Origin of the sequence: Stieleria maiorica (assembly GCF_008035925.1) — a bacterium.
GTDB lineage: Bacteria > Planctomycetota > Planctomycetia > Pirellulales > Pirellulaceae > Stieleria > Stieleria maiorica.
This window is the reverse complement of sequence record NZ_CP036264.1, coordinates 9,820,977-9,837,426: the sequence shown is the minus strand read 5'-3', so window position 1 is coordinate 9,837,426 and position 16,450 is coordinate 9,820,977. Positions and strand designations below refer to the sequence as shown.

Below are 16,450 nucleotides of genomic sequence, written 5' to 3'. Positions count from 1 at the left end.
TGGTGTTGCCGCGACGGAGCAACACTCGGCTCGTCGACCGGCCCTAATTTTTTGACCATCCCATTTTTTGACCCCACTTCCGTGTCACTCCAACTCCATCGCCGGCTGGTTGCAACTGGCACAGTGCAGGGCGCCGAGTCCCCAAATCAGATCGTGGCAATCGACGCCGATCACTTCGACCGCCGGTGATTGTTGCCGGGCGAGTCGGCTGAGCAACGTGATCGCATCCGAATCGTGGGTTTCACTTCGGAACGTCGGCACCAGCAATCGATCGGGGCCCAACCGCAGAAAATTGCAGTAGCTTTCCGGGACGCGTTGGTCGTTGATGAAGCGGGCCGGAGGGATCGGCAAGCGGTGGACGGTCACCTGGGGCGATGTCGATTGTGCCCACTGACGGAGTTGGCGTTCGTTGCGTTGGAGTCCGGCGTGATTCGGATCGTCGGGATCATCGCTGACGGCGACGACGACCGTTTCGGGATCAATGAAGCGGGCCAACTGGTCGATGTGTCCGTCGGTGTCGTCACCGATCAACCCGCCGCCGTCGACCCACACGATTTCTCGCGCCCCGGCCAGCGATTGCAACTGGGATTCGACTTGCGGCTTGGTCCAGCCCGGGTTGCGCGTTTCGGTGACCAAGCATTCTGTGGTCGTCAGCAAACGCCCGCTGCCGTCCCATTCCAGCGCGCCGCCTTCGAGCGTCAAACCGCCTTCGACGCGTTTCCAGTCGGCATGCTGAATGATCTGGGCCGTTGCAGCGTTGTCGGCGTCCCACGGCGGGTACTTTCCGCCCCAGCTGTTGTAGCCCCAATCGATCGCGAGCTGCTCGGTGCCGTCGACGACAAAGGTCGGACCGTAATCGCGGATCCAACTGTCATTGGTCGGGATGTCGATCCAAGTGACGTCGGCCAGGTTTTCCAGCCCCGCTGACGGGCGCAGGTCTGCAGCACCGATCACGTGCACGGGGACAGCCGGGGCGATCAATTCGATCATCCGCCGAAAACAGCCCGGGACCGGCGCAAACCGATCCGGCCAGGTGTCGTGGTTGTGGGGCCATGCGATCCAAACGGCGGCTTGCCGTTCCCACTCGGCGGGAACCCGTTTCACGTCGCTGGACTACTCGACTTTGATTTCTTCTTTGACTTTTTGGACAAAGTGCGGTGATTTTCCGCCCTTGCTCAATTCCTTGGCGCGTTTGTCCGCTTCGCCCTTTTTGTCGAAATCAAAGACGGCGACCCGCTTCAAGTTCTGGCTGAAGACGCCCCAGTAAAGACGCATCCTGACATTCTCAGCCGCCTTGGTTCGCTTGCTGGACTTCTTCTTTTTCGAGGCGAGTGCCTTTTCGGCAGCTTCCGCTTCGGCAGCTTTTTCGGCTCGGCTGACGACCTTACGGGCCATGGATGGTCAGGGGCTAGAGGGGACGAATTGAGTTTCGGCGGACCGCCGAGGTAGATTTTGGCCACGTAAGTTAGCAATAACCGCACGAAGTCGCCACTCCCGTCCGGGGAGCTCGGTCGGTTTTCCGACCCAGGAAGACCGAAAAGGGGGACGGTTTCGCCCAGCAACAGCCGGCCGGGGTGGATTTGTGGTTCCCGAGCCTGCAGCCGATGGTCGTCTTTCGCCCTCCTGGTAAGTCTCCTCGCGGCCGAGGTCGTGCGGTTTTTAACCTTGGAGATACTAGGCGTTTACACGTTTCACTCCCCTGGGCAGGAAGCTTGCTTTGAGGTGGTGCGTTCAGGCAGGCGGTCTGAAGAATCGAAAAGGCCCACGGATAGCAGCGCGAACCCACGGATGTGATACGGCCTGGGATCCGTGGGTTCGCGCTGCTATCCGTGGGCAATCGACCTCCATGTGGTTCAGGGCGGCCGGAGAAATTTGCAAAAACCCCTTAGGATGAAGGACTTGTAAACCGCACGACCTCGGACCCGGGGGGCGAAACGAGTAGTGGACAAAAGAATCCTCGTCGAATTTCTTAGGAGGGTTGAGGTATGGTTCATCGGCGGGGTGTCGGGGGAGAATCGATCCGCAGATTCGGCCTTGGGTCACCACCCAAACGGACTATCTGTAAAAATGATCGCTACCCGTCGACGGTTCTGTCGCGTATGCTTGCGGTTTAACAGGAGCACTCTGTCGTCACGGCGTGCCGGGTTTCTGACGATCCGGCGGTCGCGAACCGCCCTGTCTGCAGGCGAAACAAAACTCGGACCTGGGCAGGGAGCCGCGTCCAGTCGGACGGTGACGGAGTCGGATTTCATCGATCGGAGAGTAGCAACGATGCAGGTAAGTGTTTCAGCTCGCCATGGCAGTCTTCAGCCGGGTGACCAGGAGTTGATTCAAGAGAAGGCCGTCAAACTGAGGCGTCTCAATGACCGAATCAATGCGATTGAAGTCACGGTTGATCTTGAAAACACCGATAAGCCTGCGGTTGAAATCCAAGTTTCCATCGAGCATTCCGGAGAATGTGTCGCCACCGCGGAAGCCACCACGGTGATCGCAGCTTTGGACATGTCGATCCCGAAAGTGGAGCAGCAGCTTCGCCGGATCAAAGAGAAGAAAACGGGCCACCGCGCCACCGGACACAAACACATTGAAACCCCGGCAAACGACGAGTAATCGGCTCTTGAACCAGTCGAGCGCCTCGTGGTTGTCGATACACTCAACGAAAATTCACACCCCATGAAGTTTGCAGATTTCATCAGTACGCAGTCGATCAAGGCCGAACTCAAGGCCCGGACAAAAGAGCAAGCGATCGAAGAGCTCGTTCAATGTTTGCTTGAGTCGGGCGAGATCGATGCGGAGCAGCGCGACGACATCATCGCCGCCATCATGAAGCGTGAGGAACTCGGTTCGACCGGCATCGGTCGCGGCGTCGCGGTTCCGCACACCAAACACCCCAGCGTGCAAAAGCTGGTCGGTACCGTCGGAGTCAGCGAGGAAGGGGTTGACTTTGATTCACTTGACGGAGAACGGGTTCAGCTGTTCTTCCTGTTGATCAGCCCCCCGGAGCGCCCCGGCGATCACCTGCGGGCATTGGAGAACATCTCGCGTCAGTTGCGCGACGAAACCTTCTGTCGATTTCTCAAACAGAGCAAGTCAGCCGAGGACATCACCCAGTTATTGCAGGAAGCCGACGACAACCAGTTTGCCACCGGCTGATGGTTCGATCGGGCCGCGTCTGCAGCGGCCCCGCCCGGACCCCAAACCCCTTTAGACACCCGATACAGACCCGCTTTTTGCATGTCAAAAGCGCTTTGCCGCACCGTCGTTGTTTCCAATCCGCAAGGGCTGCACGCACGCCCGGCAGATCTTCTGGTGCGGATGGCCAATCAGTTCGAGTCCGTGATCCAAATCGGTCGTGGCGGTGAAATGGTTGACTGCAAAAGCATCTTATCACTCCTGACGCTCGGGGCCGCCCTCGGCACCGAGCTGACCCTGTCCGCCGAAGGCAACGACGCGGAAACCGCAATCGAATCGATCGAGCAGTTTTTCCAACGCGGATTCGACGAAGCTGACGAGAATCATTCCGCCCCCGCCAGAGCCGGGTCGGATGAAGTCAGAGAAACCGATCCGACCTCGCCTGCTTGATCCGAAACGAACGCACCCCGGCTCTGGCGACCCACCGCCGGCACGATTCATGATCGAAGCGTGATCGATGCCCGGCGGCGATGGCGTCGTTCCCAGACCGACAGACACCCATACATTCCCGCTGGAAGATCAACGCCGAACCGCCGCGATCTTCGAACCCCCGTACACACTCCACCTCGATGGATCGGATTGAATTGACCGAGCCTCGCTGCAAGGTGCGCACGATCACGACAAACCGTTTGCCGATGTCACCGCCTGAGGGCGCCGTGAACATCGACGGGCACCGTTTGTCATCGCTCGATCGCGTGACCTTCAAGCGCTCGGCAGATCAGCGCCGCCCCATCGAACCACGATGGTCGAACTTCAAGGCATCCCTGTTTCACCCGGGGTCGCGATCGGCCCAGCGCTAGTGCTGGATGCGGCCGGTTATCGAATCCCGCGTTCTCTGCTCGCCGCTGATGAAGTGGAAGCGGAGTTCGCTCGGTTGCGCGATGCCGTCGACCGCGTGTCCAACCGTTTGGAATCCAATCGCCTGGAAACCTCGGCCGTCGCCGGCGAACACACCGGCGACATCTTTGCCGCCCAACTGCAGATGTTGCACGATCCGCGACTGCAGGCCGAACTGCGGCGGCGGATCGAAGAGGAGCATCAGTCGGCCGCCTACGCCGTCAGCCGCGTCTTGCACAACTATGCCGAAGCGCTGCGAAAGCTGGACAACCCGCTGCTGGCCGATCGTGCCGAAGACGTCTTGGACATCGAAAAGCAATTGCTGTTCTGCCTGGGCGCCGTCTCGGAAAGCCGACTGACGGATCTGGATGAAGCGGTGATCATCCTCTCGCATGTCCTGACCCCCAGCGAAACCGCCAACCTGGACCGCCGCTATGTCCGCGGGTTCTGCACCGAAACCGGCGGCCCCGGCGGCCACACCGCGATCGTCGCCAAAGGCTTGGAGCTTCCCGCGGTGGTCGGCATCGGTAATTTCCTCGATCAAGTCGGCAATCGCATCAAGGTGATCGTCGACGGAGATCGCGGACGGGTGATCCTGGATCCCGACGCCGAGACCCTGGCCAGCTACAAGAAACGGCTCAAAGAACGACGGTCGTTGACCGCCAAACTGTCCGAGCTTCGTGACCTGCCCGCCGAAACCATCGACGGGACGCCGCTGCGGTTGAGCGCCAACATCGAATTCCCCCACGAAACGACCACCTGCCTGGAACGCGGCGCCGACGGGATCGGACTTTACCGCACCGAGTTCTTGTACCTGTCCAGCGCCGAAGAACCCAGCGAAGAAGACCACTATCAAGCCTACAGCCAAGTGGTCCGCGAGATGGATGGCCGCCCCGTCGTCATCCGCACCCTGGACCTGGGCGCCGACAAGATGGGCCATCGGCCGCTTGCCGAACATGAACACAATCCCTTCCTGGGACTGCGCAGCATTCGTCTGTCACTGCGGAATCTGGATCTGTTCCGACCCCAATTGCGGGCCATCTTGCGGGCGGCCGTTCACGGCGACATCCGCGTGATGTTTCCGTTGATCACGACGCTGGCCGAATTCCGGCAAGCGCGGATGTTGCTGAACGTCGTCGCCGAAGACCTGGAAGAATCCGGCACACCCCACCGCAGCAACATCCCCGTCGGCATGATGGTCGAAGTCCCCGCGGCCGTGATGATGCTGGATCGGTTCGTCGAAGAAGTCGATTTTCTGTCGATCGGGACCAACGATCTGGCCCAGTACACCCTGGCCGTCGACCGTAGCAACGAATACGTCGCCGACCTGTACCAATCCAGCGACCCGGCCGTGCTGCGTCTGATCGCCCGCTGCGTCGAGGTCGCCAAAGAACATGATCGCCCGCTTTCGATCTGCGGTGAAATGAGCAGCAACCCGGCTCGCGCGCTGTTGTTGATGGGCATGGGCGTTCGCCACTTGAGCGTCCCGCCGTCGTCGCTGCTGCGAGTCAAAAAGGCGATTCGTTCCGTCTCCATCGGCCAATGCGAACAGATGGCCGAACGCGTCATGCAACTCGAAGCGGCGCGTGACGTCGACCTGTATTTACTCGACCGGCTCGGCGAATACGTTCCCGAACTGATCGTGACCTGATAGCCCACCATTCATGTCTTCTCCCCCAACCTCCATCCCTCCGACTGACGACACGACCGACGAAGCGACGGATCAAGTGACCGCCGCCGAGCCGTTGCGTTTGCGCTACCGAATTCGTTTCGCAAAAACAGGCCTGCTGCGATGGACCAGTCACCGCGATCTGGCGCGGTTGTGGGAACGCTTGGTGCGCCGCGCCCAGTTGCAACTGTCGATGACCGAGGGCTTTCACCCCAAACCACGAATCGGATTCCCGTCGGCACTCGCACTCGGTATCAGCGGTCTCAACGAAGTCGTCGAACTGGACTTGGCCGAACGACTGTCCGCACCCGAGTTGTTCCGCCGGCTGGATCACGACGACCAACCGGGGCTGACGATCAAGAGCGTTCAATTGCTGCCCGCCGACAGCGGCAAGGCAAAGCTGGAACGCACCGAGTATGTGATCACCCGCCCCGATCCCGAGCTGGGCGCCGCGCCACTCGATGAAGACCTGATCCGGTCCGATCTGGCGGCGTTTCTGTCTCGCGAGAGCGTCACGGTGACTCGAAAAAACAAGCCGGTGACGTTCAAGGTCGCCGAGCAGATTCTGTCGTTGACCTTTAACGACCACATCGATCTTTCGATGGCCGCCAGCGACGCGGCGACCCTCAAGCCGACCGACGTGTTGGATCTGATCGGATGCTCCGATTGGATCGCCCACGGGTCGCAAATCACTCGTACAGAAGTGGTTCTGAAACGCGAGTTTCCGACCACGGATCCCGAATTTTTAGCAATCGCAAACCAATCGCCGCACCACGGCGAACACACCGACGAGGTGAACTAAATGAAACGCGAAATGTTGATGAACGTGCTCCAGCCCGAAGAGAGCCGCATCGCCATCCTGGACGACGGAAAACTGGAAGAGTTGTACGTCGAACGCAAGAGTGTCGAAGCCTTTGCCGGAAACATCTACCGAGGAAAAATCGTCAACCTGGAACCCAGCATTCAAGCCGCCTTCGTCGACTTCGGTGTCGGACGAAACGGGTTCCTGCACATCAGCGACGTCGAACCCCAGTACTTTCGCCAAGGCGGCTACGACCCCGAGGAGATCAAACGCGAATCGGACGAGATGGCCGAGGCGGCTGCCAAACGCGCCCGTGAATCCGGCCGCGGATCCAAACGAGCCTTCAAAGGCGGACGGCCGCGCATCAAACCTCCGATCCAGGAGATCTTTAAACGCGGCGACGAAGTCCTGGTCCAAGTCATCAAGGAAGGGATCGGCACCAAAGGACCCACGCTCAGCACGTACATCTCCATCCCGGGACGCTACCTGGTGCTGATGCCCGCACTCGAACGCGTCGGGGTGAGCCGCAAGATTGAAGACGACGACGACCGCAAACGGCTGCGTCGCTGCCTGCTGTCGCTCGGCCCGCCAAAGGGACTCGGGTTCATCGTCCGCACCGCCGGCGCCGGCCGCAGCGAGAACGAACTCGGTCGCGACATGGACTATCTGATCCGGTTGTGGAAAACGATCGTCCGCCGCGTCAAAAGCGGCAACCAGCCGGGCGTGTTGTACGAAGAAAGCGACCTGATCATCAAAACGATTCGGGACATCTACAACGATGACATCGACCAGATCGTGATCGACGAGAAAGAGGCGTTCGAGAACGCCCGCGACTTCTTGAAAATGGTCATGCCCCGCGTCGTCGATCGGCTGAAGCTGTACGACGGTTCCTCGCCGCTGTTCCACAAGTACAAACTGGAACGCGAAATCGTCAAAATTCACCAACGCCAGGTCAAACTGCCCAACGGCGGTTCGATCGTGATCGATCCGACCGAAGCGCTGGTCGCGATCGACGTCAACAGCGGCAACTTCCGCGGCGAAAAGTCTGCCGAAGACAACGCGTTCAAGTTGAACCTGGCCGCGGCGAAAGAGATCGCCCGTCAGTTGCGGCTGCGCGACCTGGGCGGCGTGATCGTCAACGACTTCATCGACATGCGCAAAGAGAGCCACCGGCGGAAAGTCGAACGGGCGCTGCGTGATGCGATGGCCGGTGACCGCGCCCGCACCAAGATCTTGCGGACCAGCCCGTTCGGATTGATCGAGATGACGCGGCAACGGATCCGTCCGAGTTTGAAACGCAGCATCTATCAAGATTGCCCGTGTTGCGAAGGCCGTGGGTTGGTCAAGACCGCCGAAAGCATGTCGATCGAAGTCGTCCGGATGCTCGCCTTGGCCGTCAAGAACGAACACATCCAACGCGTCACCGTTCGCGTCAACGATGCCGTCGCGGCCCACTTGAACAACCAAAAACGGCGCAGCGTGATGGAGATGGAAGACACCGGCAACATGACCGTCCAAATCCTCGGCAGCGAAGGTCTGTACCCCGAGCACCTGGAAATGGACTGCCGCGACGCCCAAGGCGAACGCGTCGAAATCGACTCCTAAACACTGCAACTCTGTGGGATAGGCGTCCAGCCTGTCGTCTCTTCACTTGTTCCCGGGCTCCTGCCCGGGAATGAGACGCACGAAGTCCTTTTCGCTCCGTCGCCGTCCTCTCCGAGGTCGGCGCGGGGCGAAGCTTCGCTTTTCGCGTGTGCCGAGTTCGGAGAACACGGCGACGCTCGGAACGCATCGGCGAGTTCGCAAACTCTTTTGGGATCAGCGGTTTACCGCAAAAGCGGGGCCACGTGCACGAACCGGCTGATGTCAGCTGTATTTACACCAGCCCAGTCGTCCCACGCTCGTTTCTGGTAGATCGCAAAACCACCGGCCGGATCTTCTACTAAACTATGGGGGCTGTACCTTCACATCCCACCCTCGCTCCCCACCCGCAACATGCTCGTTCGAATCCTGTTTGCCTGCTTGGCATTGATTCCGTCCCTCTGTCTGGTCGCCGAGATCCCGGCCGCCGATGTCCAGATCACCGACGACGGCAACAAAGCGGTCGTCTCGATCGACGGACAGCCGTTTACCGAATATCGATACAGCGGCTATGCCAAACCGATCCTGTATCCGGTGTACGGTCCCGGGCAAAAACCGATGACCCGCAACTACCCGATGGTCAAGGACGTCGACAACGAAGCCAGCGACCACCCGCACCATAAATCGATCTGGTACACGCACGACGAAGTCGGCGGGATCCGATTCTGGATGGAAGACGCCGAAGGCAAGAAATCCAAGGACGTCGGCACCCAGGTGCAAACCTCGCTGAAGATCGACGGCAACAAAATCATCGCCGAAAACGATTGGAAGAGCTCCGACGGGGAAACGGTGTGCAGCGACCAGCGCACGCTGACCTTCGGCGGCGACGGCGATGCCCGCACCATCGATTACGAAGTCACCTGGATCGCATCCTCCGGCGACCTGATCATCGGTGACACCAAAGAAGGCACGATGGGCATGCGGACCCATCCACGGCTACGTTTGAAAGCCGATCCGAAACGCGGCAACCACACCGCCGGAGGTCATTCGATCAACAGCGAAGGGGTGCAGGACAAGGAGATGTGGGGCAAACGCGCCGCGTGGGTCGACTATTGGGGAGAGATCGATGGGCAGCTGACCGGCATCGCAATGTTCGACCATCCCACCAACCCGCGCCATCCGACCTGGTGGCACGCGCGCGACTACGGGCTCGTTGCGGCCAATCCCTTCGGCGTCAATCACTTCGAAAACAAACCCGACGGCACCGGCGACATGACGCTCAAGGCCGGCGAGACGGTGACGTTCCGCTATCGATTCCTGTTCCACCGCGGCGACGCCGAATCGGCGAACGTCGCCCAGGCGTACAAGGCGTACGCGGAGGAGTGAGCGGCGGGTAGATTGGTCCCGCGCTAAACCGCTGATCTTCGTTTGAGACCAGTCGGTTTTTCTGTGGCAACCAATTGAGATTCTCTCCCTCTGGGAGAGACGGCGTTTGCGCAGCAAGCAAACGCCAGAGAGGGCGAGGCACCACGTTAACAGTGGAGTCATCAATGTCACCCTCCCTGTTAGAGCATTGGTGTTCACACAAATCGATCCGCAATTTATGGCATGGCTCCCTTCTCCCCCACAAAGCCGGGGGAGAAGGGAGCCATGGTACGTTGTGCAGACACCAATGCTTCCGAGGAGGGTGTCGTCTTAACTTGATGCGTATGGGGTCGAGCGCAGCGAGGGGAGGTTGAACGGTGAATCATCGGACAAAACTTTCGTCCTTGGGTCACATCGAAGCGCGGATCAACCCTCCCCGCGTCGTCGCTCACTCCTCCGCGACCCTCTCAGAGGGAGGGTGAAGTCGTAAACGCCCGTTATTTCGGCGGTAAAAACCGCACGTCCCCGGAAGTGCCATTCTACTTTGAGAGGCGATCCCGCCGCACCCTCAGTGCACGCGTTGCCCGGGCAGGGCGCCCTCGTCGGGGGAGAGCAGGAACACGTCTTCGCCGCCGGGGCCGCTGGCACACACCATGCCTTCGCTCAATCCGAACCGCATCTTCCGCGGCTTCAAATTGGCGACCATCACGACCAGTCGCCCGACCAGACTCTCCGGTTCGTAAGCCGCTTTGATGCCGGCAAACACCTGACGCGTCTCGTCGCCGCCCAGGCCCAACGTCAGCTTGAGCAATTTGTTGGCTTCGGGAACGTGTTCGGCCGACAGCACGCGGGCGACGCGGAAGTCGACTTTGACAAAGTCGTCGATCGTGATTTCATCGGCGATCGGTTCGTCTTTGAGCGGCTGATCCGAATCGTCAAACGTCGGTCGGTTCTCCGCGGCGGCTTCGGCGTCGGCGGCTTCTTTGCTCTCTTCAATCATCTTTTGCAAATCCTCGGGTTGAATGCGTTCCATCATGCGTTGGAATTTCGCCACCGCTGTGCCCAACAATGGCGTTTTACTTTGTTCCCACGACGTGATCGGCTCGCCCAGCAGCGCGTCGCATTTCTCAGCCAGCGTCGGCAACACGGGCGCCAGGTAGATCGTCAGTTGCCGAAACAGGTTCAGCGCCACGGTGACCACGTCGCGTAGTTCGTCTTGTCGTTCGGGATCTTTCTTCATCTCCCACGGCTTGGCGTGTTCGACGAACGGGTTGGCGGCGTCGGCCAGTTCCATGATCAACCGCATCGCGCGGCTGTAATCACCGACTTCGTAGGCCTGGGCGATCGAATCACCGACCTTGGCGGCGTTTTCGAACAAGCCACCGTCATCGGGATAGGTTTCCGCCAGACCGGTGTTCTTGGCAAACTTGCCGACGCGGCTGGCCAGGTTGACGACCTTGCCGACCAGATCGCTGTTGACCTTTTCGACAAACTCGTCGATCCCCAAATCAAGGTCCTCCACGCGCTGGGTCAGCTTGGTCGCGTAGAAGTAACGCAAGTAATCCGGATCGGAATGCTTGCGATAGGTTTCCGCGCTGATCAACGTCCCGGTCGACTTGCTCATTTTTTCGCCGCCGACGTTCAAGAATCCGTGGATGTGGACCTTGGTCGGCAACTGCAAGCCCGCGGTGTGCAACATGCCGGGCCAGAACAAGGTGTGGAAATAGGTGATGTCCTTGCCGATGAAGTGGTGGATTTCGGTCGATTCGCTCCGCCACCAATCGTCGAACGATTCTCCGTTGGCCTCGCACCATTCCTTGGTGCTGGACACGTAGCCGATCGGAGCGTCGAACCAGACGTACCAGTAATTTCCGGGCGAATCGGGGATCTCGAAGCCGAAGTAGGGGCCGGGCCGGCTGATGTCCCAGTCCTTCAGCTCTTTGTCCTCGGCCAGAAAAAAGCCTTTCAAATAATTCGCGGTTTCCTTCTGCAGTGCGTCGCCGTTGTCGATCCACTCGGTCAGGAACGAACGCAGTTTTTCCAGGGTGACGAACAGGTGCACCGCCGAGCGGACTTCGGGCGTGGCGCCGCTGAGCGTGCTTTTGGGATCGATCAACTCGGTCGGCGAATACGTCGCGCCGCACTGGCAGTGGTCGCCCGGCTGGTTGGTGTGGCCGCTGACCGGACAGGTCCCGCGGACGAAACGGTCGGCCAAAAACGTCTCCGCTTCGGGGTCATACAGCTGGTCGATGCTTTTTTCGGTGACCAGATTCGCCTCGCGGAGGGCTTTCCAAAACAGGTGGCACAGCTCCCGATTGGCCTCGCTGTTGGTGCTGCCGTAGTGGTCAAAATCGACATGGAAATCGGCGAAATCGCGTTGGTGTTCCGCGCTCATCGCGGCAATCAGCTCTTCTTCGCTGCGACCTTCCTTTTTGGCCCGGATCATGATCGCGGTGCCGTGGGTGTCGTCGGCACAGATGTAGACACAGCGATTTCCGATCAGACGCTGAAAACGCACCCAAATGTCCGTTTGAATGTATTCCACCAGGTGACCGATGTGGATCGGCCCGTTGGCGTAGGGCAGTGCGCTGGTGACCAGGATGCGTCGGGGCATGGTTGGACTAACTTCGGCGTGTCGAAAGGATGGGAATCTGGGCCGGATTGTACAGATCGTCGTGAAACACGTAATCCCGAATGTTTCACGGGGTTTCCCAGGGGGAAGGGTGCGGTTTGGGGTTGTCGCCCCGATGACCGATTGCGGAAAGTCCTTTTGTCGTCGTTTTGTCTCAAGTGAGAGCTCCGTTGTGACGGGGGACGACAACCATTCGGCCGATGGATCGGCCGATCAGGGCACTTGTCTAGGGAGAGACACATTGAACACGCACTTGTTCGGCCGGGGCTACCGGGCCATCGTTTCGGCGTTTGTAATTCTGACCGCCGCGATCACCGCTGGTGAGGCAACCGCCGCGAACGTGTTGGTGGCGTTCTCTTCGGATCATTGCGGCCATTGCCAGGCGATGGTGCCGACGCTGCGACAGCTGGAACAGGGCGGAACGCCGATCCGGCACGTCAATATCAACGCCGAACCCGATTTGGCGCGCCGTCACGGCGTCCGGCAAGTCCCCACCTACGTCGTCCTGTCCGCCGGCCGCGAACTGACGCGATTGGTCGGAGCCCAGAGCGGTGAAAAACTACGCCAGGCGCTGGCGATCGATCCGGCTCGCCCACGGTTTCAAACCGGTGCCAATCTGCCCGGCGATTCGATCCTCAGCGTCCCGCAAACCCGGCTCGTCAACCGCGGAGCCGTCGCGATCGGTGATTCCCGCAGCGAAGCGATGCCCAGCCTTTCGATGGCCCATGCGGTCCAGCGTGCTCGGGCCGCGACCGTGCGGCTGAAAGTCCACGACGGAAACGGCTTCGGTGTCGGGACCGGCACGATCATCGACCGCCACGGCGACGAAGCCTTGGTGCTGACCTGTGGCCACCTGTTCCGCGAAACCAAACTGCAATCCAAAGTCGAAGTCGAACTGTTCGTCGGTGGACAAATTAAAAAGGTCCCGGGACAAGTCATCGACTACGACGCCGACAACCGCGACATCGCATTGGTCGTGATGCGGCCGGGATTCGACGTCCAACCCGTCCAGGTCGCCAATCCGAACAGCCCGCTGCAGACCGGACAAACCGCGTTCAGTTTCGGCTGCGACCACGGTGCCGATCCGTCACGCCGCGACACCGCCATCACCGGAATCAACAAGTACAATCAACACGTCAATGCCTCGAACATCGAAATCGCCGGCGCTCCGGTCGACGGACGCAGCGGCGGCGGCTTGTTCGACGCCGTGGGCCAACTGATCGGTGTCTGCAACGCCGCCGACTACGAAGGCGATGTGGGAATCTACACCGGACCGGGCAGCGTCAAATGGCAACTCGATCGCGTCCAACTGGCTCACCTCTATCAAACCCAGCCGCCGGCTCAGGCGACCGCTCAGGTCACCCCGCCCGCACCACAACCCTCGCACCTCGGCCAGCCGCAAACACGCCTGGCATCGCTTAACGGCCCCCAACAAGCCTCGCCCAACCAGCCAAGCGCGAACGAGATGATCATCATCATCCGCGATCCCAACGCCCCCGGCGGGCAACGCGTGATGAACATCCGCCAGCCGACGCATGAGTTGATGGAAGTGATCAGCCGCCACGCACGGTAGCGACGGCGTTTCATGTTGGAGGGTAGGAAGATTTTGGAGGTAGGAAAATGAGTTCAACCGAACGACGACAGCCTCGTCATACGACCATCAATCTTCTTACCCCCTAATCTTCTTACCCCATCTCCATGCCCCATGATTGCTAGCAACACGTTCCGACGCTGCACTTTGCCGCTCGCCGTTGGTATGGCGATCGTGTTGGCCGGCACTCGACCGGCGCCGGGGCAAGTGGCCGGCGGTGACGAAATTGTCGAGCTGAATTTGTCGGGGACGGTGCGGGTCACGACCTTGCTGGATTTGATGAGCAAGCAGTTGGGGATTCGGTTTCTGCACGGGGCGGACATCGCGCGCCGCGACGTCACCGTGTACACGCCCGCCAAACTGCCCAAAAACGTCTTGCCGACGTTGTTGGGCAGTTTGCTGCGCGAAGCAAACCTGGCAGTCGTCGATTCCGAAGTCCCGGGTTGGAAACGGGTCGTCGACATCGCGGATATTGTCAGCAGCGCGCCGGCCGGAGACGCCACAGAAATCTCGCGCCGCAACGGCCCTGCCGCCGCGGTGACGCAGGTTCTGCCGATCAAGCACATCGACGTCACGACGGCATCGACCTCGCTGAAACCGTTCCTCAGTAAGACGGGATCCAACATCGTCGCGCTCGGTGATCAAGGCATCTTGATCGTGACCGGTTATGCCGCGGACGTGCGGCTGGTTGCGGAGCTGTTGGCGATGATCGACCGCCCGGACGCCGAGGGCACGATCGAGTTTTATCTGACGCGTCGCCGTCCGCCATCGATGTTGATCGAACAATTTCAATCGATCCGGCAAGCCGACGGCACCCAAAAAACGGGCTCGGACAAAGAGCCCAAACTGTTGGTCGATCCGACCGGTCGCCGTGTCGTCGTCGCGGGGCGAACCGACTTGGTCACCGCGGCGATCGCGTTATTGGAACGATTGGATTCTGGCACGGAGTACCTGACGCGCATCTACCGTTTGGAATACGTCGGCGCATCGCGGTTGGACAACCTGATCCGCGGATTCGCCGAGTCGCCGAACCAGGACACACGTCAGAGCCCGTCAAAGTCCATCGAAACGACGATCGACGAAGAAGGCAACTTGTTGGTCGTCCGTGCCGGCGCGGACGTGCATCATCAGATCGAAACGTTGCTCAAGGAACTGGACCAACCGGTCGATTCCGAGGAGAGCCCGATTCGGTTTTACAAACTGAAAAACGCCACGGCGATGGAGGTGCTGTATTCACTGTTGGCGCTTCAAGAAGCTGCCGGCAGCGGCGTCGCCCAGGCCGGCGGTTTGGGAGCCGGTGCGTTCGGCACGCTCGGCGGGATGAACATGGGCGGTGTCAGCCCGGCGATGGGGATGGGCGCCAATCCGATGAACATGATGCAAGGCGGACGTTCGCGAGCGCAGCAGCGGTTGGACGAACTCGGTGGCGGATCGTTCGGGGTGGCCGGACAAAACTTGAGCAACAATCTGACGTCCAGCCGAGTCCCCAACCAGAACGCCGCCCTCGGTTCGGTCGCCGGGTTCGGTGCTTCCGGGATCGGCGCCGGCGGTATGGGAATGGGCGGCTATGGCATGGGCGCTGGCGCCGCGGTGGCCACCCTACCCGGCAACGCCCGCGTGTCCGCCGACGTCGCGACGAACAGTTTGATCGTGTTCGCACCGTCCAACGTCCAGTCGCTGTATGAAAAACTGATCCGGTCGCTGGACCAGCGGCGGCCACAGGTCTTGATCCAAGCGGACATCATCGCCATCGACACCAGTGATAACTTCTCGTTGGGCGTTGAAATCAGCGGCGGTGATCGCGAGGGTTCCAAACGGCTGTTCGAATTCACTTCGTTCGGACTCAGCGAAGTCGACCCGACCGACGGCTCGCTGACGATCAACCCTTCACTGGGATTCAACGGCGTTCTGGTGGACCCGGAAGTCGCCGACGTGATCGTCCAAGCCCTCAGCCGTCACACCCGCGGTCGCGTGCTGTCATCGCCCAAGGTGCTGGTCAACGACAACCAAACCGGAACGCTGAACAGCATTTCCAGCATCCCGTTCCAGGCGTTCAGCCAAGGAGAGACGACGACATTGACGGGTCTGGGCGGCAATCAGGAAGCGGGGACGACGATCCAGGTCACGCCGCACATCAACGAAGACGACCATCTGCAATTGGAATTTGACGTCGAATTCAGCACCTTCATCGGTACGGCCGGCGACAACCTGCCGCCGCCGCGACAGATCGACCGGGTCGGCAGCGTCGTCACGATTCCCGACGGCAAAACCATCGTCGTGGGGGGACTGAAGCGAACCCTCGATGGGACCTCCTTCACCGGCGTCCCCTGGCTGGAAAAGATCCCCGTGATCCGCGAACTGACCAGTTTGCGCAGCGAAGAACAAACGACGACGTCATTCTTTCTGTTCATCCGGCCGCGGATCTTGCGCGATTCCCAATTCCGCGACCTGCAATTCCTCTCCGACCTGGAAACCCAAGACGCCCAGCTGCCGGCCGACTATCCTGTAAGCAAGCCCTTGCTGGTTCCCTGCCCGGCCCCGGCAGGCTTTGATCCGGTGGAATCCGAGCACCTGTTGCCGCCGATGCAAAACAGCGATCCGATGGGATCGTACGAGTCGATGGACGGCTACGAGGTGATCGGTGAGCCACAAGTGGTTTATCCGTCGCCCTAGAGTCGGCAACCGTTGGTGTCTAGGCTTTAGCCCAATACCGCTAAGTTAAGCCCAGCGCGGAGGCCCGGACGCTTGCGCGAACCGGCTGATGTCAAACGAATATCAGCC

At 60.2% G+C, this 16,450-nt stretch carries 12 protein-coding genes; 9 read left to right on the top strand and 3 right to left on the bottom strand.

Going from position 1 to position 16,450, the window contains the following annotated elements:
- Positions 1 to 84: 84 nt before the first annotated feature.
- Both Mal15_RS33645 and Mal15_RS33640 read right to left on the bottom strand, forming a co-directional pair.
- The gene (locus tag Mal15_RS33645; RefSeq protein WP_147871734.1) at positions 85 to 1,104 is read right to left on the bottom strand and encodes an agmatine deiminase family protein; all 1,020 of its coding nucleotides are present in this window, start codon (positions 1,102 to 1,104) and stop codon (positions 85 to 87) included.
- A 9-nt stretch (positions 1,105 to 1,113) separates the two neighbouring features.
- Positions 1,114 to 1,395: a hypothetical protein gene (locus tag Mal15_RS33640; protein WP_095742342.1), complete on the bottom strand. Its 282-nt coding sequence runs from the start codon at positions 1,393 to 1,395 to the stop codon at positions 1,114 to 1,116.
- A gap of 837 nt (positions 1,396 to 2,232) precedes the next feature.
- On the opposite strand from Mal15_RS33640, the gene hpf reads away from it, so the two are divergent.
- The 7 genes from hpf to Mal15_RS33605 all read left to right on the top strand — a co-directional run bounded on the left by hpf (position 2,233) and on the right by Mal15_RS33605 (position 9,467).
- A complete protein-coding gene (gene hpf / locus Mal15_RS33635) occupies positions 2,233 to 2,610 on the top strand; it encodes a ribosome hibernation-promoting factor, HPF/YfiA family (protein ID WP_233903192.1) in 378 nt (125 codons plus the stop codon).
- A gap of 63 nt (positions 2,611 to 2,673) precedes the next feature.
- Positions 2,674 to 3,153, top strand: coding sequence for a PTS sugar transporter subunit IIA (locus Mal15_RS33630; protein ID WP_147871733.1), 480 nt, complete (start codon positions 2,674 to 2,676; stop codon positions 3,151 to 3,153).
- A gap of 81 nt (positions 3,154 to 3,234) precedes the next feature.
- Positions 3,235 to 3,582 carry an HPr family phosphocarrier protein gene (locus tag Mal15_RS33625; protein ID WP_147871732.1) on the top strand — a complete coding sequence of 116 codons (348 nt, stop codon included), beginning with the start codon at positions 3,235 to 3,237 and terminating at the stop codon, positions 3,580 to 3,582.
- A 352-nt stretch (positions 3,583 to 3,934) separates the two neighbouring features.
- Positions 3,935 to 5,680 (top strand): phosphoenolpyruvate--protein phosphotransferase, encoded by a 1,746-nt coding sequence (gene ptsP / locus Mal15_RS33620; RefSeq protein ID WP_147871731.1) that lies wholly within the window; start codon positions 3,935 to 3,937, stop codon positions 5,678 to 5,680.
- A 13-nt stretch (positions 5,681 to 5,693) separates the two neighbouring features.
- Complete coding sequence (locus Mal15_RS33615; protein ID WP_147871730.1) at positions 5,694 to 6,500, top strand: TIGR03936 family radical SAM-associated protein; 807 nt, start codon at positions 5,694 to 5,696, stop codon at positions 6,498 to 6,500.
- Complete coding sequence (locus tag Mal15_RS33610; RefSeq protein ID WP_147871729.1) at positions 6,501 to 8,105, top strand: Rne/Rng family ribonuclease; 1,605 nt, start codon at positions 6,501 to 6,503, stop codon at positions 8,103 to 8,105.
- Between the two features lie 390 nt (positions 8,106 to 8,495).
- Positions 8,496 to 9,467 carry a DUF6807 domain-containing protein gene (locus Mal15_RS33605; protein ID WP_199773780.1) on the top strand — a complete coding sequence of 324 codons (972 nt, stop codon included), beginning with the start codon at positions 8,496 to 8,498 and terminating at the stop codon, positions 9,465 to 9,467.
- A gap of 547 nt (positions 9,468 to 10,014) precedes the next feature.
- On the opposite strand, the gene metG is transcribed toward Mal15_RS33605, so the two are convergent.
- Positions 10,015 to 12,060, bottom strand: coding sequence for a methionine--tRNA ligase (metG, locus tag Mal15_RS33600; RefSeq protein WP_147871728.1), 2,046 nt, complete (start codon positions 12,058 to 12,060; stop codon positions 10,015 to 10,017).
- Between the two features lie 259 nt (positions 12,061 to 12,319).
- Here metG and Mal15_RS33595 point away from each other — a divergent pair, with 259 nt between their 5' ends.
- Positions 12,320 to 13,651, top strand: a complete 1,332-nt coding sequence (locus Mal15_RS33595; RefSeq protein ID WP_233903191.1) for a trypsin-like peptidase domain-containing protein — start codon at positions 12,320 to 12,322, stop codon at positions 13,649 to 13,651.
- Positions 13,652 to 13,783: 132 nt separating this feature from the next.
- Entirely contained in the window at positions 13,784 to 16,342 is a 2,559-nt protein-coding gene (locus tag Mal15_RS33590) for a secretin N-terminal domain-containing protein (protein WP_147871726.1), read from the top strand.
- Positions 16,343 to 16,450: the final 108 nt, after the last annotated feature.

Bases quoted from the DNA above. Each gene is read 5' to 3' on its own strand.
- Mal15_RS33640 (WP_095742342.1), bottom strand. From the start codon at position 1,395: ATGGCCCGTAAGGTCGTCAGCCGAGCCGAAAAAGCTGCCGAAGCGGAA.
- Mal15_RS33630 (WP_147871733.1), top strand. From the start codon at position 2,674: ATGAAGTTTGCAGATTTCATCAGTACGCAGTCGATCAAGGCCGAACTC.
- Mal15_RS33625 (WP_147871732.1), top strand. From the start codon at position 3,235: ATGTCAAAAGCGCTTTGCCGCACCGTCGTTGTTTCCAATCCGCAAGGG.
- ptsP (WP_147871731.1), top strand. From the start codon at position 3,935: ATGGTCGAACTTCAAGGCATCCCTGTTTCACCCGGGGTCGCGATCGGC.
- Mal15_RS33615 (WP_147871730.1), top strand. From the start codon at position 5,694: ATGTCTTCTCCCCCAACCTCCATCCCTCCGACTGACGACACGACCGAC.
- Mal15_RS33610 (WP_147871729.1), top strand. From the start codon at position 6,501: ATGAAACGCGAAATGTTGATGAACGTGCTCCAGCCCGAAGAGAGCCGC.
- Mal15_RS33605 (WP_199773780.1), top strand. From the start codon at position 8,496: ATGCTCGTTCGAATCCTGTTTGCCTGCTTGGCATTGATTCCGTCCCTC.
- metG (WP_147871728.1), bottom strand. From the start codon at position 12,060: ATGCCCCGACGCATCCTGGTCACCAGCGCACTGCCCTACGCCAACGGG.
- Mal15_RS33590 (WP_147871726.1), top strand. From the start codon at position 13,784: ATGATTGCTAGCAACACGTTCCGACGCTGCACTTTGCCGCTCGCCGTT.